At 71.0% G+C, this 20,666-nt stretch carries 14 protein-coding genes; 5 read left to right on the top strand and 9 right to left on the bottom strand.

The genetic code is table 11. The annotated features are described in order from the left end of the window. Both AOK23_RS18705 and AOK23_RS18700 read right to left on the bottom strand, forming a co-directional pair. Window positions 1–1,002: serine/threonine-protein kinase (locus AOK23_RS18705; protein ID WP_157878078.1), on the bottom strand; the 1,002-nt coding region annotated here is incomplete at its 3' end. A 158-nt stretch (window positions 1,003–1,160) separates the two neighbouring features. Next, entirely contained in the window at window positions 1,161–2,006 is an 846-nt protein-coding gene (locus tag AOK23_RS18700; RefSeq protein WP_055713834.1) for a menaquinone biosynthetic enzyme MqnA/MqnD family protein, read from the bottom strand. A 318-nt stretch (window positions 2,007–2,324) separates the two neighbouring features. Between AOK23_RS18700 and AOK23_RS18695 the strand changes: the two genes are divergently transcribed. Further along, window positions 2,325–2,528: a cold-shock protein gene (locus AOK23_RS18695; protein ID WP_043442843.1), complete on the top strand. Its 204-nt coding sequence runs from the start codon at window positions 2,325–2,327 to the stop codon at window positions 2,526–2,528. Window positions 2,529–2,734: 206 nt separating this feature from the next. On the opposite strand, the gene AOK23_RS18690 is transcribed toward AOK23_RS18695, so the two are convergent. Next, a complete protein-coding gene (locus AOK23_RS18690; protein WP_055713833.1) occupies window positions 2,735–3,343 on the bottom strand; it encodes a helix-turn-helix domain-containing protein in 609 nt (202 codons plus the stop codon). 68 nt (window positions 3,344–3,411) lie between these two features. On the opposite strand from AOK23_RS18690, the gene AOK23_RS18685 reads away from it, so the two are divergent. After that, complete coding sequence (locus tag AOK23_RS18685; protein WP_079049550.1) at window positions 3,412–4,125, top strand: AzlC family ABC transporter permease; 714 nt, start codon at window positions 3,412–3,414, stop codon at window positions 4,123–4,125. After that, window positions 4,122–4,439, top strand: coding sequence for an AzlD domain-containing protein (locus AOK23_RS18680; protein ID WP_055713832.1), 318 nt, complete (start codon window positions 4,122–4,124; stop codon window positions 4,437–4,439). The genes AOK23_RS18685 and AOK23_RS18680 overlap by 4 nt, the downstream gene beginning before the upstream one ends. A gap of 68 nt (window positions 4,440–4,507) precedes the next feature. On the opposite strand, the gene AOK23_RS18675 is transcribed toward AOK23_RS18680, so the two are convergent. Continuing rightward, the gene (locus AOK23_RS18675; protein WP_055713836.1) at window positions 4,508–5,326 is read right to left on the bottom strand and encodes a hypothetical protein; all 819 of its coding nucleotides are present in this window, start codon (window positions 5,324–5,326) and stop codon (window positions 4,508–4,510) included. A 408-nt stretch (window positions 5,327–5,734) separates the two neighbouring features. On the opposite strand from AOK23_RS18675, the gene AOK23_RS18670 reads away from it, so the two are divergent. Further along, window positions 5,735–8,605, top strand: coding sequence for a helix-turn-helix transcriptional regulator (locus AOK23_RS18670; RefSeq protein ID WP_063791360.1), 2,871 nt, complete (start codon window positions 5,735–5,737; stop codon window positions 8,603–8,605). Window positions 8,606–8,713: 108 nt separating this feature from the next. Here the strand turns inward: AOK23_RS18670 and AOK23_RS18665 are convergent, their stop codons facing one another. The 4 genes from AOK23_RS18665 to AOK23_RS18650 all read right to left on the bottom strand — a co-directional run bounded on the left by AOK23_RS18665 (window position 8,714) and on the right by AOK23_RS18650 (window position 17,693). Further along, window positions 8,714–9,301: a 3'-5' exonuclease gene (locus AOK23_RS18665; protein WP_206336234.1), complete on the bottom strand. Its 588-nt coding sequence runs from the start codon at window positions 9,299–9,301 to the stop codon at window positions 8,714–8,716. A 133-nt stretch (window positions 9,302–9,434) separates the two neighbouring features. After that, the gene (locus AOK23_RS18660) at window positions 9,435–10,109 is read right to left on the bottom strand and encodes an ABC transporter ATP-binding protein (protein WP_055713829.1); all 675 of its coding nucleotides are present in this window, start codon (window positions 10,107–10,109) and stop codon (window positions 9,435–9,437) included. A 134-nt stretch (window positions 10,110–10,243) separates the two neighbouring features. Next, a complete protein-coding gene (locus tag AOK23_RS18655; protein ID WP_079049551.1) occupies window positions 10,244–11,038 on the bottom strand; it encodes a DUF4253 domain-containing protein in 795 nt (264 codons plus the stop codon). An 88-nt stretch (window positions 11,039–11,126) separates the two neighbouring features. Further along, window positions 11,127–17,693, bottom strand: coding sequence for an RHS repeat-associated core domain-containing protein (locus tag AOK23_RS18650; protein ID WP_240496441.1), 6,567 nt, complete (start codon window positions 17,691–17,693; stop codon window positions 11,127–11,129). Window positions 17,694–18,023: 330 nt separating this feature from the next. On the opposite strand from AOK23_RS18650, the gene AOK23_RS18645 reads away from it, so the two are divergent. Beyond that, entirely contained in the window at window positions 18,024–19,088 is a 1,065-nt protein-coding gene (locus AOK23_RS18645; RefSeq protein WP_055713827.1) for a phage baseplate protein, read from the top strand. A 154-nt stretch (window positions 19,089–19,242) separates the two neighbouring features. Here the strand turns inward: AOK23_RS18645 and AOK23_RS18640 are convergent. Then, window positions 19,243–20,666: AMP-dependent synthetase/ligase (locus AOK23_RS18640; RefSeq protein WP_055713826.1), on the bottom strand; the 1,424-nt coding region annotated here is incomplete at its 5' end.

Raw genomic sequence — 20,666 nt, 5'->3', positions numbered from 1 at the left:
CATCCCGCTCACCCCTCCGCCCGGCGTGGCGTCTGTCGGCGTCGGCGTGCCCGGCTCCCCCACCGAAGGGCTGCTGAATCCCACCGGCCCGGAGGGGCCCGGTTCCGTCGCGTCCAGGTTGAGGAGCTGGACGGCGCTGCGGCCGACCTGTTCGACGAGGGAACCGGGGAGCCAGCCGGCCGTGACCAGGCGGGCGGCGCCGTCGGGGGCGAGGGCGCGGGCGATCTCGTCGGGGGCGGGTCGGGCGCCCGGCTCCTTCGCGAGGCAGCGCTCGACCAGGTCGTGCAGGTCGCCCCGCAGACCGTCCAGCCGGGGCGGCTCGTGGACGACCTTGTAGAGGAGGGCGGCGGAGGAGTCGCCGGGGAAGGGGGACTCGCCGGTCGCGGCGTAGGCGAGGACCGCGCCGAGGGAGAAGACGTCCGCGGCGCCGGTGACGCCGTGGCCGAGGATCTGCTCGGGGGACATGTAGCCGGGGGAGCCGATGGAGACGCCGGTCGAGGTGAGGGAGGCCGTGCCGTCGGTGGCGCGGGCGATGCCGAAGTCGATGAGGAGCGGGCCGTCCACGGTGAGCAGCACGTTGGAGGGCTTCACGTCGCGGTGGACCAGGCCCAGCGCGTGGACCGCGGAGAGTGCCTCCGCGAGGCCGGCGCCCAGTACCCGGACGGTGTGCTCGGGCAGCGGGCCGCCGTCCGCCACGGCCGCCGAGAGGGAGGGCCCGGCCGCGTAACCGATCGCCACCCAGGGGACGGACGCCTCCGGGTCGGCGTCGAGGACGGGCGCGGTCCAGGCGCCGCCCACCCGCCGGGCGGCCTCCACCTCGCGGCGGAAGCGGGCGCGGAACTCCTCGTCCAGCGCGAAGTGCGGGTGCACGACCTTCACGGCGACGGTGCGGCCGCCGGCGCTGCGCCCGAGGTAGACCCGGCCCATTCCGCCGGAGCCGAGCCGGCCGAGCAACCGGTAGGGACCCACGACCGTGGGTTCGCCGACGTCGAGCGGCTGCATCGCCCCCACCCCTCCCCCGTGCGTCCACTCCAGGACTCCCCAGCAGCGTAGTGCCGTACGCCCGAAGGGGAATGCGAACGCCGACCGTCAATCCCACAGAACCCGGAATTCGTCAAACGAATTTCCTCCGACAGCCCGGTGGCCGACGGAGGAAATACTCAGGAAAGGAGGTCCACCTTCACATCCGCCGGAAATCCCGTCGTGGGCCCGACCCGGCGCGCGAACTCGGCGACCGCACGCAGCTGCGGGTCACCGAAGCGGAAGTCGAGGGTGGTGAAGTAGCGCTCCAGGACCCGCTCGTCGAAGGCCTCCCAGCGGGCGGCCTGCTCCGCGACCTTGGCGACCTCGACCAGGGACAGGTCGCGGGAGGCCAGGAACGCCTCGTGGACCTGCCGGGTGACCTGCGGGTTCCGCTCCAGGTAGTCCCGGCGCGCCGCCCACACCGCGAAGACGAACGGCAGTCCCGTCCACTCCTTCCACATGGCGCCCAGGTCGTGCACCTGAAGGCCGTAGGTGGGGCCGTCGAGCAGATTGGCCCGCAGCGCCGCGTCGCCGATCAGTACGGCGGCCTCCGCCTCCTGCATCATCAGCGAGAGGTCGGGCGGGCAGGTGTAGTACGACGGCCGCACGCCGACGTTCTCGGCCAGCAGCAGCTGGGCGAGGCGTACGGAGGTGCGCGAGGTGGAGCCGAGGGCGACGCGGGCGCCGTCCAGGCGTTCGAGGGGGACCTGCGAGACGATGACGCAGGACATCACCGGGCCGTCGCAGCCGACCGCGATGTCGGGGAAGGCGACCAGGTCGTCGGCGTTGCGGAGGAACTCGACGAGGGTGATGGGGCCGATGTCGAGGTCTCCGCGCACCAGCTGCTCGCTGAGCTTCTCCGGAGTGTCCTTGGTCAGCTCGAAGTCGAGGAGCGTGCCCGTTCTCGCGAGCCCCCAGTACAGGGGCAGGCAGTTCAGGAACTGGATGTGGCCTACGCGCGGCCTGGTGCGAGAATTGTCCACATCGCGAGACTAGACCTCATGAGGTACGGTCCGGGGTCCGGGGTACGAGCGGCGGGCACGAGGCGATCGAGGGACGGTCGTCAATCCGGCGCAACGATCACTCAAACATCTGGGTGACGTGATCTTGACCTCTATTGCTTTCGGCTGCCCGCGTGCTAGGCTCGCCGCAAGTTGCAGTTTGGTTTCCCTTGCAGTACAGAGCCTGCGGAGCATGTAACCGCGGGCTCTAGTCGTTTTCAGACGTATGCAGTTGTGCGGCACTGTTTCACACTTGCAGGTTCTGGAGCAGGGCGACCCTTTTGGGCCCAAGGAGGGCTTATGGCTACCGGAACCGTTAAGTGGTTCAACGCCGAAAAGGGCTTTGGTTTCATCGCCCAGGAAGGCGGCGGCCCCGACGTCTTCGTTCACTACTCCGCGATCAACGCCAACGGGTTCCGTTCGCTTGAGGAGAACCAGCAGGTCTCCTTCGACGTGACCCAGGGTCCGAAGGGCCCCCAGGCGGAGAACGTCACCGCCATCTGAGACCGTTCCAGTCTCTGATCCGGACCTGAAAGCAGTACCCAAGGAGTCCCGCGCCGCACGGCAACGGGACTCCTGCCTTTTTCCGGCCCTTTTTCAGATGGGCCGCATTTGTCGGATGTGCCGCGTCTTTCAGATGGACCGCGCCCTCCAGATGTGCCGCGTCTTCGAGATGGACCGCGCGCGCCTTCCGGATCGGCCCGCGTGTTTCAGACGTGCTGCATGACGAGCACGAACGACGTTCCCGGCGCGAGCGCCTCGTACGAGTGCGGGACATCGCCCCGGAACGCCATGTAGTCGCCCGGCCCCAGCACGACCTCCTCACCCCTCGGGCCCGCCTTCACCCGGCCCGTGCTCACGGTGAGGTGCTCGACCGTCCCCGGGATGTGCGGCTCCGACTCCCGCACCGAACCCGGTTCCAGCCGGGTGCGGTAGATGTCGCGGCGTGCGCCGGGCGGGCTCGCGGAGAGCAGGACCGCCGTGTAGCTGGATTGCTCGGAGTGGACCGTGGGCCCCTCCCCCGCCCGGATGACCTGCACCGCCGGCGCGGGCGGCTCGATCAGCGCGCTGAACGGCACCCCGAGCGCCACACCCAGCGCCCACAGCGTCTCCATGCTCGGGTTGCCGCTCGCCGCCTCCAGCTGGGACAGCGTGGACTTGGCGATCCCGGCGCGTTTGGCCAGCTCGGAGAGGGAGAGGCCGGCGCGTGTGCGCTCCCGGCGGAGGGAGGTGGCGATCCAGTCGAGCGGGAGGCGCGCCGGGGGTTTCCCGGCGTCCCGCGCCTCCCCGGCTCCGTTCTCGGGTGCTGCGTCGACCATGTCGTTCGCTCCAGAAGTACGATCGTTCGCCTTGACGAACAGGGTGCCTGCTGTTCATTGTAGAAAACATGCGTTCGCTTCTCCGAACAGGCCGCGTCCGGCGTCCGGACTTCCACGACCCCGAGCTGCTCCGCGACATCGCCCTGGTGTGTGCGGCCGGCGGTGTCGTCGGGCTCTCCTTCGGCGCGATCTCGGTCGCGGGCGGGCTGCCGGTGTGGGTGCCGGTGGTGATGTCGCTCGTGGTGTACGCGGGGGCGGCGCAGTTCAGCGCGGTGGGGATCCTGCTGGCCGGGGGCGGCCCGTTCGCGGCGGCGGCCACGGGGCTGCTGCTCAACACCCGTAACGCGGCGTTCAGCCTGGCGGTCGCGGACGTCCTGGGCCGGGGCAGGCTCGCCCGGTTGGTGGGCGCGCACCTCGTCACCGACGAGACGGCGGCCTTCGCCCTGGCCCAGCGGGATCCGGTACGGCGCCGGGTCGCGTTCTGGGTCTCCGGGATCGGCCTGTTCACCACGTGGAACGTGTGCGTCCTCGCGGGCGCGCTCGCCGGGTCCGCCCTGGGCGACACCGCCACGTACGGCCTCGACGCCGCCTTCCCCGCCGTGCTCGCCGCGCTCGTCCTGCCCGCCCTGCGCGAGCAGCCGCCGGTACGGCGGGCCGCGCTGCTCGGGGCGGTGGTGGCGCTGGCGGCCACTGCGCTGACCCCCACGGGAGTCCCCGTCCTCCTCGCGCTGGCCGGCCTGCTCGTCTGGCGGCCCTCGGCGCGGCGGGAGACGGCGGCATGAGCGGCGGGGTCCTCGTCGCGATGCTGGTCCTGGCGGTGGGGACGTACGCCCTCCGGCTCACCGGGCCACTGCTGCACGGGCGGGTCGAGGTCCCCGCACGGGTCCGGGAGCTGCTGGCCGCCGCGGCCGTGGTGCTGCTGGTGGCGCTGCTCGCGACGGGCGCCCTGACCGACTCGGGCGGCTTCGCCGGCTGGGCCCGCCCCGCCGGGGTGCTGGTGGGAGGCGTACTGGCGTGGCGAAGGGCGCCGTTCGCGGTGGTGGTGCTGGGGGCGGCGGTGACGGCGGGGGTGCTGCGGGCACTGGGCGTGCCGTAGGCGTACGACACGTGGGAGCCCTACGGGACGCGGGAACCCCAACGAGACGCGCGAAGCCGTACGAGGCGCTATCCGCCCCTGGCGGCCAGTTCCTCCAGGACCCGGCGGACGCGGATGCCCGAGCCCAGGTCGGGTTCGAGGCCCTTGCCTTTCAGGAGGGCGGCGAGGGATGCCCGGACGACCTCGGCGCCCTCGGGGGCGACGCGCTCGGAGACCTCAAGCCACTCCAGCGGCTCGGCCCCCTCCGGGCGGCCGTCCAGAGTCCAGTGCTCCAGCGTGACCTCGTGGTGGTCGAGCCGTACGCCGCGTCGGCGGACCGCGTGGACGGGGCCGAGGACGTCGAGCGAGCCGAAGCCGACGCTGACGTCGGCGCAGTCGGCGAGGAAGGCCCGTTGCCGGTCGGAGAAGACGAGCTCCAGCGGCTTCGCCCCCGTGGCCGCCGCCTCCACCGCGGTACGGTCGCAGTCCGAGACGAGGGTGGCGGACAGGACCCGACGGTCGCCGGACCAGGTGTCCGCGAGGTGGAAGGAGTCCGGTCCCTGCTCACGGAAGCGCAGCCAGCGCTCCGAGAGCCGGGACCGGCGACAGGGCCGCAATTCCGCGGTCGCGGCCCCGACCCGCCCGCTCCCCGCCCGTAGGCGCAGGATCAACCCCGCATCCAGAAGCGGCATTTGACCCGGCGCCGTGGAGCGGGCGAGAGCCTCACAGAAGTAGACGCGGCGCCGGGCTCCCCCGGTGTCCGGCGCCAGCGCCCGGGTCGCGGCGGCCGCGCCCGCACCCGAGAACGTCACCTTGATCTCGACCGAGTCGAGCCGGTCGAGCGGGTCCGGCCGGCCTTGCCGGTCGGACCCGGAGGTGAGATCCCCGCGTTCCACGGATGCCGGCATGAGCCGTCCCCCTTGTTCCGCGACCTGGTTCATCCCCTGGGCTTCCCTCGGTCCCCTGAATCCCTCGGGAAGTCCTCCGGGGTTTCCCCCTTGCACTGATCCCCTTTGATTCCCTGCTGTTCCTGATTCCTGCTGTTGCCGATCTCTTGCTGTTCCCCTTGATTCCCTGTGCTGCGCGGTTCCCCGATCCCCCGTTCAACGAGGTCCCGCGAGACATCATTGAAGCCCCGGACGGATCGGGCCCGCTTCCGGGAAGTCCCTACATCTCGCCCCGACCGATCCCGGCTTCGACCTTCTTGGCCCGCCCTCCGCGCGGCATGATGGACGACGCGGGGCGGGCACAGGCGGGCACCAGGGGGTGGCGCATTGTTATGGGGACTCGTCGGTCGGGAGCGGGAACGCCGGCTGATGGACGACCTGCTCGTGGCGGGTGGGGCCGGTGGGGCGGCGTTGCTCCTGTGGGGCGAGCCCGGCATCGGCAAGACGGCTCTCCTCGACTACGCGGCGGAGCGGGCGGCGGCCGGAACGTCGGGCTCCGCACCGGCGACGCTCCTGCGGGCCCGGGGCATCGAGACCGAGACCGTGCTCCCGTTCGCCACCCTCGGCGACCTCCTCATGCCCTATTCATCCCTTTTCAGGGAACTCCCCGGAGCGCAGCGCGCCGCCCTGGAGTCATGTCTCGCGCTGGGCGGTGACCCCGCCGACCCGCCGGGCAACCCGTACGCCGCCTGCATGGGCGCCCTGAACGTCCTCGCCGCGCTCGGCGACGAGCGTCCCGTCGTCGTCCTCGTCGACGACCTCCACTGGGTGGACCCCTCCTCCCAGCGCGTCCTCCTGTTCATCGCCCGCCGCCTCTCCAGCGAACGCGTCGCCCTGGCGCTCGGCTCCCGCGAGGACCACGGGGAGTCGGGGCCGCGCCGCAGCATCCCGGCCGTGCAGGTGGGCGGATTGACGGCGGAGGAGTGCGCGGAGCTGCTGAACGGCGCCGGCGCGCGCCCCGGGACCGGCACGGCCAGTGGTCCCACCAGGGCCACCGGGACTGGCACAGCCAGCCACGGCACGGTCACCGCCCCCGGCACATCCACCGGCCCCTCCAAGGTCACCGTCGCGCCAAGCGTGCTCGCGGACCTCGTGCGCATCAGCGGCGGCAACCCGCTCGCCCTGCGGGAGATCGCGAGCGGGCTGACGGAGGAACAGGCGCGGGGGGAGCGGCCGTTGCTGGACCCGCCGTCCCTCGGCAGTCACCTGGAGCGCGCCTGGGCGACCCGTATCGACGCGCTGCCCGACCCGGCCCGCCGGGCGCTGGTCGTCCTCGCCGCCGGCCGCTCGACGGCGGCGGGCCCGCTGCGGAAGGCGCTGGAGGCGGCCGGGCTGTCGCTCGACGCCCTCGCCCCCGCGGAGGAGGACGGCCTGATCACGGCGACGGCGGACGGCCTGGACTTCCACCATCCGGTGCTGCGCGCCCTGGTCCTGGGCCGTGCGCCCCTCGCCCTCCGCTACGCCGCGTTCCAGGCGCTGGCCGAGGTGAGCACGGGCCCGCTGCACGCCTGGTACCGGGCGTCCGCGACCCCCGGCCCCGACGAGGACACGGCGGCCGCGCTCGCGGAGGCCGCGCTGGAGGCCCGGCGCCGCAGCGCGTTCGGGGAGGCGGCGCTGGCCTGGCGCCGGGCCGCCGACCTCACCCCCGACCCGGCCGCCCGCGCCGGGCGCCTCCTCAACGCCGCGTCCGACGCGCTGCTCAGCGGCTCCCCCGCCGGGCCCCAGTGGTGCGAGGAGGCCGTCCGCATCACCCCCGACCCGGCGATGCGCGCCGCGATCCAGGGCCTGCTGGGCCGGATGTACACGTGGAAGGGCGAGACCGCGCAGGCGTACGGCCTCCTCGTGAACGCCGCCGACGCGGTACGCGACAGCGACCCGACCCGCGCCTGCCTCCTCCTCGCCGAGGCAACGGCCGCCGCCCGCCTCGACGGCCACGTCCCGGCGGCCGTACGCGTCGCCGAGGAGTCCCTGGCCCTCGCCTCCGAGTCCGGCCCCGAACGCTGGTACAGCCTCACCCTCCTCGGCGGCGCCCTCGTCATGGCCGGCCGCACCGCCGAGGGCCGCGCGATGCTGGAGTCCGCCGACCGGCACGGCGCGGGAGACCCCGTACGCGACCAGCAGGTGTACGCGATCGCCGGGCAGGCGTGGAGCCGTGTCGAGGAGTTCACGCGGGGCCGCAGTCTGCTCAACACGGCGGTGGAGTCGGCGCGACGGCACAGCGCGGTCGGGGTCCTGGGCTTCACCCTCGCCGTACGGGGCGAACTGGAGACGCGTATCGGCCAGTGGGCGTCCGCCCGCGGCGACCTGACGGAGGCGCTGCGCTGGGCGGAGGAGCTGGGTCAGCTCACCTGCGTGAGTTACGCCCTGTACTGCCTGGCCCGCCTGGAGGCGCTGCGCGGCGACCGCGTGGAGTGCGAGGAGCATGTGGCGCGGGCGCGGCGGGAGTGCGGGGCGTACGGCATCGGCTGCCAGGAGTTCCACATGACGGCCGTACTCGGCCTGTCGGCCCTGGCGTACGGCGACCACGAGGCGGCCGCCGACCAGCTGGAGCAAACGTTGTCACTCGCCGTGGAGCAGGGCATCGGCAACCCGGAGGTGGTGCCGTTCGCGGCGGACCTGGCGGAGGCACACGTACGGGCCGGGAACGCGGCGCGGGCCGGTGAGGTGGTCGTCTGGCTGGAGGAGCGGGCGAGGGAGACGGGCCTGGCCTCGGCGGAGGCGGCGGCCGCACGCGTACGGGGCCTGCTGGCGGGGACACCGGAGGAGGCGGAGGCGTGCTTCGGGACGGCGCTGAAGGCACACGGGCGGACGACGGGCCCGTTCGACTGGGCGCGGACGCTGCTGTGCGAGGCGGAGGTGCTACGCCGCTACCGGCGCCCGGCAGCCGCGCGGGCGCCCCTGTCGTCCGCCCTGGCCTGCTTCGAGCGCCTGGGCGCGGTGCCGTGGGCCCGGCGGGCGGCGAGTGAACTGGCGGCGGCCGGGGGGCTGCCGACCACCGCCCCGTCCGGGGCCGGGTCGGGTTCCGGCGGCATGGGCGGGGTCCTGGGCCAGCTGACACCCCAGGAGTTCCAGGTGTCACGGGCGATCGCGCGGGGCCTGAACAACACGGAGGCGGCGGCGTCGCTGTTCGTGTCCAGGAAGACGGTGGAGGCGCATCTCACCCGCATCTACCGGAAGTTGAAGGTGCGGTCGAGGACGGATCTGACGCGGTTGCTGACGGCGGCGGACCTGGTGGATTGAGAAGGGTGAACCGACAAGGCCGGAAAGCACCACCAAGGACAACACCGCGCTCATCCGGCCCCGAGGCTGCCGCCCTCGGCCTCACGTTTTGATGGAGCGGAACGCTCACTAGCCCACTGTCGCCGTGACGGGCCATGCGCCGCGGTCCAGTAGATCGAGGACGAGCGCGGCGATGTTCCACGCGTCGTCCTCGCCGCGGTGATGGCGTCCCTCCAGTGGCAGTCCGGCGATCTGCAGGGCGTTTTTCATGCCGGGTTTCTTGCGCAGCTCGTACGCCGTGGCGAAAACGGCCTTGGCGTTGGTGTGGGTGCGCTCCGTTGGATAGCCGAACGGGTAGGCCACCCCGTCGGCCTGGCTCTGCCGGGCGAATTGCAGACGGTCGTACTCGCCCCAGCTCGCCCAGGGACGCTCCCCGGCCCCGTACTCCTCGACGAGGATCCGGCAGGCCTCCGCGAAGGTGACGCCCCGTTCGACTTCGGCTTGAGTCAGTCCCGTCAGTTCGGTGCAGAAGTCGCTCACCGCCGACCGGGCAGGCCGGACCAGGAGACGGTGCCGGGACACACGGCGCCGGGCGGATACGTCCACGACGGTGAGCCCGACCTCGATGATCTCGCTCACGGAGCCGGGCGGCGGCTGTCCGTCCCAGCAGGTGGCTTCCACATCGATGACGTTCAGCAGGGCGGATTCCTGGCGCATGGAGCCGAGGGTAGGGACGTGAGCCCGGATCCTGCACCTCGGTTTCTCAGCACCCACATCCCATAGGGCACGACCCCCTATCAACAGAGCCTCGCGGAATCTGCAGCGCAACCCGGACTATGTGGGCCGCAGTTCACGGCAGTTGATCCGTCAGCGGTGCCAGGGCCTCGGCCGCCGCCACCGCTCGGGTCGCCTCCAGCCGAACCGTCTCGTCGTCGTCCGTCGTCGCCCGGGAGTGGAGGAGGGGGTGCCGGGCCAGTGTCGACTTGCCCGCGCCGGGGTCGCCGAGGAGGACGAGCCGGTCGGCGTCGCGGGCGGCGAGGAGGTGGAGCACGTCCCGCGCGGGCCGCTCCTGGTACGCCTGCCGGGCCCGTTCCAGCGACTCCTGCTCCACGCCGGGTGGCAGCTCGGCGGGCCAGTCGCCCGTCTCCACCAGGCGGTTGAGGATGTCGCGGGGCAGTTCGACGGGCGGCGGGTCGGCCCGCACCAGCGGCGACACGAACACCTCACGCAGCGCGACCGGCGGGTGCTCGCCCTCCTCCGTCGGGATCAGCACGTCGAGGTCCAGCCGGCCGTAGCGTTCCCGCACGCGCACCGCGTACTGCTTCAACGCGGCCTGCTCGGTCTCACCGTCGGGCGGCGGCTCGACTTCCCGCGCCGGGAGCGGCTGCACGTACAGGTTCTCGATGTACGTCTTCTCGATGTACGTCGCGGGGCTGTGGTCGCCCGTCGTCGCGGCATGCACGTCCCGCCCGGCGCCGATCGCACCGTTACCACCGGCCTCGACCTGATTCGCGTCCTGCCCCATGGGGGGACGGTAGCGCCACGGGCCTGCCGGCGGCCTGAGTTCGGCCGACGCTCGCGGCAGTCGGGCGGTGCGGCCGCACGTGCTGGTGCCTCACGAGGAGGCTCCGCCGGCTCCCCCGTGCCGGTGCGTGGTGCTCAGTCCCACCAGAAGAACCAGGCCCGGTTCGGTACCTGGTGGGCGGCGATCTCGGGCAGTCCGCCCAGGAACTGGTCGAAGTCGGGGCAGTACGCGTACTGCTCGATCGCGACCCGTGCCCTCTCGTACGGGTCCGAAGGCGGGCGCTCGACCGAGAGCAGCACCGCGTCGGTGTCGAGGTAGCAGATCTCCGCACCGTACCGGTCGTGCCACTCCCGCAGGACGGCCGCGTGATCCCGGTAGGAGAGGCCCTCCCGGCCGGGGAACGGGGTGTGATTCGGCGTGTCCGGCGCGTCGAGGAGTTCCGGGAGGAGGGCCGGGTCCTCGGTGGGGACGAGGCAGATCCACTCGGGAGGTGCCGCGAAGAAGGTGGCGAGGCGTTCGTCCGCGGAGCGCGGTGGTGATGCGGCGGCCGCCGGGGCGGCACCGGTGAGGCGCCTGGCCAAGTCCTCCAGGTCGCGGACGGGGGCCGGGAACGCCCGGGCCGGTCCGAACAGGGCCGCCTCTTCGAGGAGCTCGCTCCTCTGCAGCTCCGTCAGCCGGTCGAGAATCGGCCCGTGGTACTGGTCGGTGTGGCTGTCACCCGGTGCGTCCGCCCACTCCCAGTCGAGGGGCGAGGTATGGGTGACGAAGGGCCACAGCCCCGTGGTCGCGTACCGCTCGCGGGCACGCCGCCACACGTCCAGACACGCCTTCGGCTCGCACGGGAAGCCGAGGAGGACGCTCCCTCTCGGGGTCGCGGCCCGCACGACGTCTTCCGCACGCACGCCCAGCTCGGCAGCGAGCGTGTCCATGGGGTCGCCCCGCATCGTTCTTCCGTTTCCCTGTGTTCGTGACGCTCGCGACCGCGAGGGGACCGGTGTCGGCCGGTCCCCTCGCACTCTAGATCTCCATGGGTGTCACGCACTCCATCGGCCACGGGCATTGGTTCTGCCCGGTGAGGACCTCGTAGGCGTCGTACCACCACATGAGTTCGCCGAGGACTCCCGATCCGCGCAACAGACCGCGCCCCACCCCGCCGAGGCGGGACCCGGACTCCGGTGCCGGAGTGCCGGTTCTGCCCGAGCCGGTGTCCGCGCCCGGCGCCTTGGGCGGCGCCGGCGGCTTGGGTCCGAGCGTCCCGTTGGAGCGGCTGTAGGTGCTGCTGTAGTCGTCCTCGATCCGCACGACGTGCACCGCGTCCAGGGGCAGGTTCTCGGGCAGGGCCTTCCCCAGCGCCTCGGCCTGCGCCTGGGTGATGTGCTTGGCGTTGACGGCCACCTCGCTGGCCTGATCGGCCTTCTTGGCGATGCTCTTGATCATCGACCCGGTGTCCGCCTTGCCCGGTTCAGGGGTGTAGACGTCCACTGCCGTCACACCGACGAGCCGTCCGTCCTTCCAGGTCAGGCGTACGAGATCCGCCGTACCGTTGCCCCGCTTCTGGCCCTTGATCGGGTTCACCGGGCGGTACTCCTCGCCGGAGCCGCCGCCACTGCCGTCGGAGAACTTTCCGCTCTGCCTGAGCTTGTCGTTCAGGTACTGGCGGGTCTCCTTCTCCTCCAGGTAGGTCTTGGCCTTCTTGTCCTCCCCGATGCGGTACTTGTTCCCCGAGGTGTCGTAGACGATGTCCGTCTGGAACCCCTTGTCGTACACGATCGCGGGTTGGGTGGTGTGCGTGAACTGGCCGTAGCCGTCACAGATGTCCTTCGGGCAGAGACCGCTCGGGTCGCTGGAGGCGACGGGGTTGTTGCCCGAGTAGCTGTAGGCGTTGAGGTTCTGCGGCGTGTACGGCGTCGTGATCGGGTCGGGGCTCAGGAAGCGGCCGAGCACCGGGTCGTACATCCGGGCGCCGAGGATCGACAGCCCTGTGTCGGCGTCCTCCGCCTTGCCCACGAATCCGCGGTCGGTGCCGCTCGGCAGTGCCTGGCTTCCGCGCTGGGCGCCGAACGGGAAGTACTTGCGGCGGGTCGCGGTACCCGTCGCGCTGTCGACGGCCAGTTGGGTGGAGGCCTGGGAGTCCGCCATCAGCCACGACAGCTTGCTGCCGCTGCCGGTCGCGACGCGCATCGCGACCATCGTGCCGCCGTCGGAGTAGTAGCGGGTGGCCTTCGGCGTACCGCTGGTCGCTTTGCGGATCTCCTGGTCACCCAGGTAGAGGACACTGCCGGTGCCGCCCTTGCGGATGAGCAGGTTGCCGTCCGCGTCGTAGACGTACGAGGTGGTCGACGTCCCGGTCGTGCCGACGAGGCGCTGAAGGTCGTTCCAGAGGTAGGTCGTCGCCTTCCCGTCGACGGTGCGCGAGATCATCTGACCCGCGTCGTCGTACGTGTACTCGTCGGTGCCGGTGGCCGTCTTGACGGTGCTCACGGCGTGCGGACGCGCCGCGCCCGGGGTGTACGTCGACTGGTCGGCCGAGTAGCCGGGGTAGACGTAGTCACGGACGCTGCTGCCGGAGGCGGTGGTGCTGGTGACCTTCTGGAGGTTGCCGATGCCGTCGTAGCTGTAGTCCAGCTGGTACGGGTCGAGGTTGCTGGTGAGGTCGGGTGCGAACGGACCCGCGCAGCCGCTGGTGCTCTGCGTGGTCCAGGCCCGGGACAGCCGGTTGAGCTCGTCGTAGGTGTAGCACTGGTGCTGCCCGGTGAGCTTGTCGGTCAGGTCCGTGATCTGGCCACCGGCGTCGCGGAGGTACTCGTCGTTCTGGACCGTGCCCTTCGTGCTGGTGGTCGTGGTGATGTTCTTGAGCCAGCCGGTGCCGGTGGCGTCGTCGTAGGCGTAGGAGCGCTGTGCCGTCGTCGTCGTGGTGGCCGTCGTCCCGTAGCTTCGCCCGGCGAGGCGGCCCAGGGCGTCGTAGTCGGTGGCGCTGACATAGGTGGCCAGGGCGCTGGACACCTTCTCGGTCAGGCCGAACGCGTCATAGCTGGTCGTGACCGTCTCGGCGGGCAGCCCGGCGGTCGCGGGGTAGCTGACACCGGTCATGTGGCCGGCGCTGTCGTACGCGTAGCCGAGGCTGTAGGTGCCCTCCAACCCGGAGCCGTCCGCCGGGATCACCACCTGGCTGCCCGTCGGCTGACCGTTGACGTCGTACCCCGTCACGGCGGTGGTGTAGGCGTACCCGTTGGAGTACGACGTCGTGGTGGCCTGCAGTCCGATGCCGCCCGGAGCCGTGTCGTAGGACCTGCGGGTCAGTGCCGTGCCGTTCTTCTCCACGGCGACAGGCCGGTCGAGCTTGTCGTACTTGTGGGTGATGACGGCGTTGTTGCCGTTCTTGACGGTGGAGACATTGCCGTTGGCGTCATAGGTGACCGTGGTGGACCCCATGTCGGGGTCGACGCTGGTGAGCCGTTCACCGAGCCAGTTGTAGGTGTAGGTGGTGAGGTTGCCCTTGGAGTCGGTGACCTTCGACAGCTGGCCGCTGCGGGTGTACTCGTAGGCCGTCGTGTAGGTCGAAGGTCCGAACTCGACGACCTTGCTGACCTGGCCGAACACATTGGTGTAGGTGTTCGTGCGCTCCCCCACCGCGGGCATCGTGGTGGTGTAGTCGCCGTGGTAGTTCGTGATCGTCTGACCCTGGAGCTGCGGGTCGCCCTTCGCCATCAGCCGGGACTCGGTGGTGCGTCCCGCGAAGTCGATGACGAGGTCGGTGTAGGACGGCAGGCTCGCCACGGTCGGCAGCACCATGCCGTCGGTCCCCGCCACGCCCGAGTTGTGGAAGGCGGCGCTGGTTCCGGTGACGTTGCCCGAGGTGTCGTAGCGGGTGGAGACCACGGTGCGGCCGCTGCCGCTCGGGGCGGGGGACTGCGTCTCGCGGACCCGGCCGAGCCCGTCCGTGAAGGTGTGGCTGGTCAGGGTGGTCGCGTCGGACTGCAGAACCTTCGTGGTCACCTTCGGCGGGACGGTCGAGACCAGGTCGGGCACGCCTTCGCTGTTGTCCGCCGCGGTGACGTCGTACTGGAACTCGATCGACGGGGTGCCGCTCGGGTAGTTGCCGATCTCGGAGGGACGGAAGACCTGGACCGTGCGACCCACCGAGTCGGCGACCATGCGGGTCGTCCGGCCGTTGGCGTCCAGGACCCGGTAGGGGCTGCCCCACAACCTGGAGTACCAGGTCGTGCTGCTCGTCGCGGTGCTCGGACCTTCGGCGTCGGGGTCCGGCTTGGTGACCTTGACACCGTTCACGGGCCACGACGTCGCCGGCTGGTACGTCGTCGTGGTGGTGTTCTGCTTGGCGTCGGTCGTCGTGATCTGACGGCCGGCCTGGTCGAACGTGGCGGTCGTCTCCCGGTAGCTGTCGGCGTCCGTGTAGACGCGCACCGCCGTGGGGTTGCCGTCACCCGGCTTGTTGGCGGCGACGGAGGTGGCCCCGTCGTACAGCGTGACCGCGTAGGCGTCCTGGTTGGACGAGGCGCGGGCCGCGCAGTCGGCGGCGTAGTGCCGGGTCTCGTCGGGCAGGACCATCCAGCGCTGGACCTGGGAGTCGGGGAAGTAGTCGGTGTTGTAGGCCCGGCCGTAGGTGGTGCACCGGTTGTCGTCGGTCGCGGACAGGCCCCAGTCGTTGGTGCGCAGGGGCAGGCCGTACTTGGTGGAGGCGGGCTCGGCGGTGTCGTACTCGTCCTTGACGATGTGCTCGCGCCAGCCGCCGGAGGTCAGTTCGTGGGTGGTGGTCTGCGACTCACGGACGAAGCGGGCGTCGGGCAGACCGTCGTAGTGGGCCGTGGTGTGGACCCAGTACTGCTGCCAGACCCGCTTGTGGGACTGGCCGGAGCCGTCGCGGTCGCTGGTCTCGAGGACCTTGCCGTTGAGCCAGGGGGAGTCGGCGACCGGCGCACGGCCGCTGTCGCCGTCGTCCACCGTGACGTTGCGGGTGGCCGACGGGTCGGTCTTGGAGGTGCGGTCGCCGTCCATGCCGCGGTACAGCCAGTAGTAGGTGGAGGCCGCGTTGGACTTGGTGCCGGTGTGGATCTCGACCTGCTGGTAGCCGCGCCAGTCGGTCCAGGACTCGTTCTCGTCCTTGGTCAGCGGGTCGTTGGGAAAGGCCCAGGCGGGCTTGCCCACATAGTCGTACGTGGTGGTCATCACCGGCGCGCCGTCGTTGCCGGAGCCCGCGCCGGGTCCGGGGTCGACACTCACCTTGGAGACGACGTACTTCTTGAACCAGCCCGTCCGCTCCGTGGTGGAACCCTCCGGCACCCAGCGTTGCCTGAAACACGCCTGGGTGTTGTTGGACTCGGAGGGCGGGTTGTCGATGTCGCAGGTGTCCTGGTCGTCGTAGTCGCGGTAGGTGACGTCGACGAACGAGCCGAGGTCGCCGTGGATCTGGGTGACCCGGCGGAAGTTGAGGACGCCGCCGCCGAGCTGGTTGTCCCGCCACTCACCGTTGATGTTGATGGTGGGCAGGGTGATGTCGTCGCCGTCGCCGTAGCCCTTGCGCTGGACGTAGTCGAGCCACAGGGTGTTGTCGACCGTTCCCTCGGGGTTCGGCATGCCGTACTTCATCTGGTACTGCATCGCCGGGTCCCACGGCGCGGCGTCGTCGTCCTGGACGAAGGTCTTGATGTCCCACAGCATCTTCGTGGCGAAGAAGGTGGGGGAATAGGTCTCGCCCGAGATGGTCTTGCAGCCGTCGTCGGTGTCCGGATCGCACATCAGGTCGGTGGGCACGTCCGGATAGGAGTCCGGGTTCGTGGAGATGGCCGGGCAGTCCGAGACCTGCCCGGCGGCCTCGCTCTCCAGCGGGTCCTTGTACGCCATGCGCTCCACGCAGCGGCCGACATAGCTCAGGTCGACCTTGGCGGGCAGTTGGGCACCACTGATCTGGGACGCCCAGCCGTACTCGATGCGCACCGGGTAGGCGGCGGAATCGTACTCACGGGCCTGGTCGGTGAGGAGGACGGACCGGTAGTGGTTCTGTTCCTTCTCGTAGAAGTAGGCGGTCTCGACCTCGCTCTGGTCGACGACCCGGTCCAGCCCCCACCGGTAGGCCTGCTCGGTGACGCCGATGCCGCCGTTGTAGCCGGGCTCGCCCGCGTCGTTGCCGAAGACCGGAACGGTGAGCACGGAGGAGGTGGCTCCCCCGGTGCGCTCGGCCCGGCCCCAGCCGAAGTAGTAGCGCTTGCCGTCCTGGGTGGAGACGACCCAGTACTCGTCGTCGGCGCCGTGACCGCCCGTCAGATGCTGGACCCGCCAGCCCGGGTCGTCCTGGACGTGGTACGCGCCCGTTCCGTTGCCGTCCTGGACCAGGGCGGAGCTGACTCCGTTGAAGTGGATGACGTACATGGCGCCGTCTGGCTCGTTGTCGGAGTTCGGCGAGTCCCAGCAGAGGTCGCCGACCCAGCCGGAGCCCGTGCCGTCGTCCTGGCACGACCGGTAGCGGCGCTCGATGAAGCCCGCACCACCCAGCTCCCAGCCCAGACCCGTCCAGTTGGCCTGGTTGTTCTGGGACGACGTCATGCTGTCGACCGACTGCGAGTTGTACGACAGCGACAGGGACGGAGCATCGCCCATGGGCGGCTTCGGCGCCTCGACCGGCAGGCTGTACGTGAACGCACCGGAGCCGACCGACACGTTCCACGACCCCGAAGGCTTCAGCGACGAGGCCCGGTAGTCACCCGCCTCCGAGGACGACCCGGAGGTCATCGCGTACACCGTCGCGGAGGACGTGGATGCCATGGTCGACCGGGACAGGCCCGAGCTCTCCCGCAGGGCGGGCTGGTCGGCGGTCGGGTCGCCGTCCGCCTGGACCGTGGCGGTGAGGGTGCCGTCGGCCACGTCGTTGGTGACGGGCACCGGCTTGGCCTTGCCCGGGGAGCAGCCCTTGGCCTTCGGGGTGGTCAGGGCGCACGCCGGGAGGGCGACCAGGCGCAGGCGGGAGGCGAAGTTGCCGCCGTGGGCGTACTTGAAGCCGGAGTAGTCGAAGGTGACCTGGACGGGGCCGGCGGTGGCCGTGCCGTCCCGCCGGGTGACCTCGACGCCGAGGCCGACGCCGCCGACGCCGGCCAGGCTCTTGTGGTCCAGGACCTTCACGTCCACCTTCGCGGGGACGGAGGTCTTGGCGGACTGGGCGCTGAACTTGGCGGTCGCCGGGGGCGGGCCCACGGAGACCGCCGCCGCCCTGCCCTCCCCATCCGGACCCGTGGGGGCGACGGGGACCTTCCTGCCGGACTTCAGGCCGGACAGCGACACCCGGGCCTGCGCGCTTTTCGGCCAGACGGTGCGGGCCGGCTTCGTCGGGGTCGCCTCCGCGCGGTCGCGCGGGACGCCTCCGGCGGGCTGGGCCGGGACGTTCACGGGCTGCTTGCGGCCGGCCTTCGCGTGGCCGGCGGCGTAGGCCGCGCTCTCCATGGCCGGCACCGCCAGCAGCGAGGCCGTCAGGGTGGTGACCAGGACCAACGAGGCCCGTCTGCCCCGTACGCCGGTCGTCCGTGCGGCGCGGGCGCCGCTCGTCCATGTGCCACGTCTGCGCGTCAGTCGCACGGACCCATCCCCCACCCAGCCGGAGCCGGGAGCCCCCGGCGCGTCTACGAACCGACCTGTCGCCAGGCCGAACGCAAGGTTCACGCCAGATGGTGATCAGATCACCGGTGGACGGTAAGTGGTCCCTCATCGACCGAGGTAGCCCCACATAATCGGATGATCCACACGAACCGTGATCTTACCTACCCTTTACATATGTGATTCGCGTCACAACCGGGAACCAATTCGCCACTAGTGGTCTGACCTGCGAGAACAGGTCTGGTGCACCCGACGCCGAGGTGATTGAATCCAGCGGCTGTTCACACGCAACCAGGGGGAGGCTCCAGCACCATGAGCGCCGACACAGGCAGACCGAGCCGCAGACAGATCCTCAAGCGCGCCGTCGGCCTCGGCGGCGCGGCCCTGCTGGGCTCCGCCGTGCTCGCCGGCGCCGGCAGCGCCGCGGCGGCCGTGGCCTCGTCCAAGCGCTTCGACCTCACCGACGCCTCCGACGAGTGGTTCCGCGAGATCCTGCTCCAGGACGTACGGATCCTGCAGTCCTTCTCCTTCGACAACACCAACAAGCACCTCTACACGGTGCAGTTGGTGCAGGCAGGACGCCAACTCCCCGGCGAGAGCCGCACCTACACCGGCACCGAACGCGAAACCAACGGCGACCTGTGCGTCACCCGCCTCGACTGGCAGGGCTACATCATCGGCCGCATGTACCTGCGCGGCTTCGGCCACGGCGTCTCCATCGCCGCCGAACCCTCCGGCAACAGCGCCTACCTGTGGACCGAGACCAACGCCCTCGCCGACAGCCAGAACGTCGGCTACGGCACGAAGATCGCCCGCTTCAAGTTCACCAACGGCGCCGTCCTCACGCCCGACTCGCAGCTGATCAGCATCTTCGACCCGGTGCCGGGCTCCGACCACAACACCGTCGCCATCGACCCCGTCAACAACCGGATCGCGCACCGCCACCGCGTCGGCGGAACCTGGAAGTACAGCCTCTACGACCTCGCCGCCTTCAAGGCGAGGACGTTCACACCGCTGGCCACCCTCACCCAGCCGGCCGTCCTCACCGGCCCCACCTTCCAGGGCTACGCCTCGCTCGGCCAGTACCTCTACACGCTCGACGGCACCGCCTACACCTACGACTCCGCCGGCAACCGCACCAGCGAGAGCAACACCTACGTCACCTCCATCGACTGGAACACCGGGACCGTGGTGCAGCGCAGCCTCAGCAAGGCGGGCGAGAGCCTCTACTACCGGGAGCCGGAAGGGCTGGCCGTCCAGATCCCCGACACCGCCGACCCGGCGGCGGTCCGTCTGCACATCGGCTTCGGCTCCCAGGAGTCGAAGGCGCTGACCGACAAGAAGGCCAGCTTCTACTACAAGGACCTGCTGGTCTGAGGCCGCGGGCGTCGATCCGGGGCCTGAGGCCGCGGGCGTCGATCCGGGGCCGCGGGTCGGCGGTCCCTACCTCTCGCACAGCCCCCGTCTGAGGCCGCGGGCCCGCCACCGGGGGCGGCCGGTCGCTCGCCCGGGGGCGGCCGGTCGGTCGTCCCTACCTCTCGTACAGCCCCTCGATCTCCGCCGAGAACGCCTCCTCGATCGTCTCCCTCCGCAGCTTCATCGACGGAGTCAGGTGGCCCGCCTCCTCCGTGAAGCCGCCGGGGAGGACGGTGAAGCGGCGGATGGACTCGGGGCGGGAGACCAGGCGGTTGGCCTCGTCGACGGCGCGTTGGAGGACCCTGAGCAGTTCCGGGTCGTCCACGAGGAGTTCCGCGGGCACGGCGTGCTTGCCGTTCATCTGGCGCCAGTGGGTGATGCCCTCGGGGTCGAGGGTCAGCAGGGCGGTCACGTAGGGGCGGCGGTCGCCGATGACCATGGCCTGGGCGATCAGCGGATGGGAGCGGAGCCAGTTCTCCAGCGGGGCCGGGGCCACGTTCTTGCCGCTGTCGGTGACCAGGATCTCCTTCTTGCGGCCGGTGATGGTGAGGTAGCCCTCCTCGTCGAGCCGGCCGATGTCGCCGGTGGCGAACCAGCCGTCGGGGCCCGTGGGGACGACTCCGCCGGCCTGCGGGTCCCAGTAGCCGCGGAAGATCTGGCCGCCGTGCAGGAGTACCTCGCCGTCGGCGGCGATGCGCACGCGTGTGCCGGGCAGCGGCCAGCCGACCGTGCCGAGGCGGGGGCGGACCGGCGGGGTGACCGTCACGGCCGCCGTGGTCTCCGTCATGCCGTAGCCCTCGAAGACGTCGATGCCGGCGCCGGCGAAGAAGGCGGCCAGGCGGCGGCCGAGCGGGGAGCCGCCGCAGATGACGTACCGGACCCGGCCGCCGAGGGCGTTGCGGATGCGGCGGTAGACGAGGGGGTCGTAGAAGGTGCGGGCCGCCCTGAGGAAGGCGGTGGGGCCGGGGCCGGTGCCGTGCTGCTCGGACTCCAGGGCCTCGCCGTAGCGGCGGGCCACGGCGGCGGCACGGTCGAAGGAGGAGGCACGGCCCATGCGTTCGGCGGACGCGCGGGCCGTGTTGAAGACCTTCTCCAGGACGTACGGGATGAGCAGCAGGAACGTCGGCCGGAACGACTTCAGGTCCGCCAGCAGGTCCTCGGTCCGGAAGCTCGGCGAGTGGCCCACGCGGATCCGGGCCCGCATGCACGCGATCGCCACCATCCGGCCGAAGACATGGGCGAGCGGGAGGAAGAGAAGGGTGGACGCCTCCTCGTCGGTCTTCGCGCGGAAGATCGGGTAGAGGAGGTCGATCGCGTTGTCGACCTCGGCGAAGAAGTTGCCGTGGGTGAGGGCGCAGCCCTTGGGGCGGCCGGTGGTGCCCGAGGTGTAGATGTGGGTGGCGGGCTGGTCATTGGTGATCGCGCCGACCTTCTCCTTGGTCAGGTCTGGCTTCTTCTCCAGGTACGCCGTCCCGCGCTTCTCCAGCTCGGCCAGCGAGAGGGTCCAGTGCTCCTCACGGTTGGCGCCCTGGTGGTCGA

Source organism: Streptomyces torulosus, from assembly GCF_001419765.1.
In the GTDB taxonomy this organism is placed as follows: Bacteria; Actinomycetota; Actinomycetes; order Streptomycetales; family Streptomycetaceae; genus Streptomyces; species Streptomyces torulosus.
The sequence above is the reverse complement of the archived record's forward strand: the minus strand, read 5'-3'. Positions and strand labels throughout refer to the sequence as shown.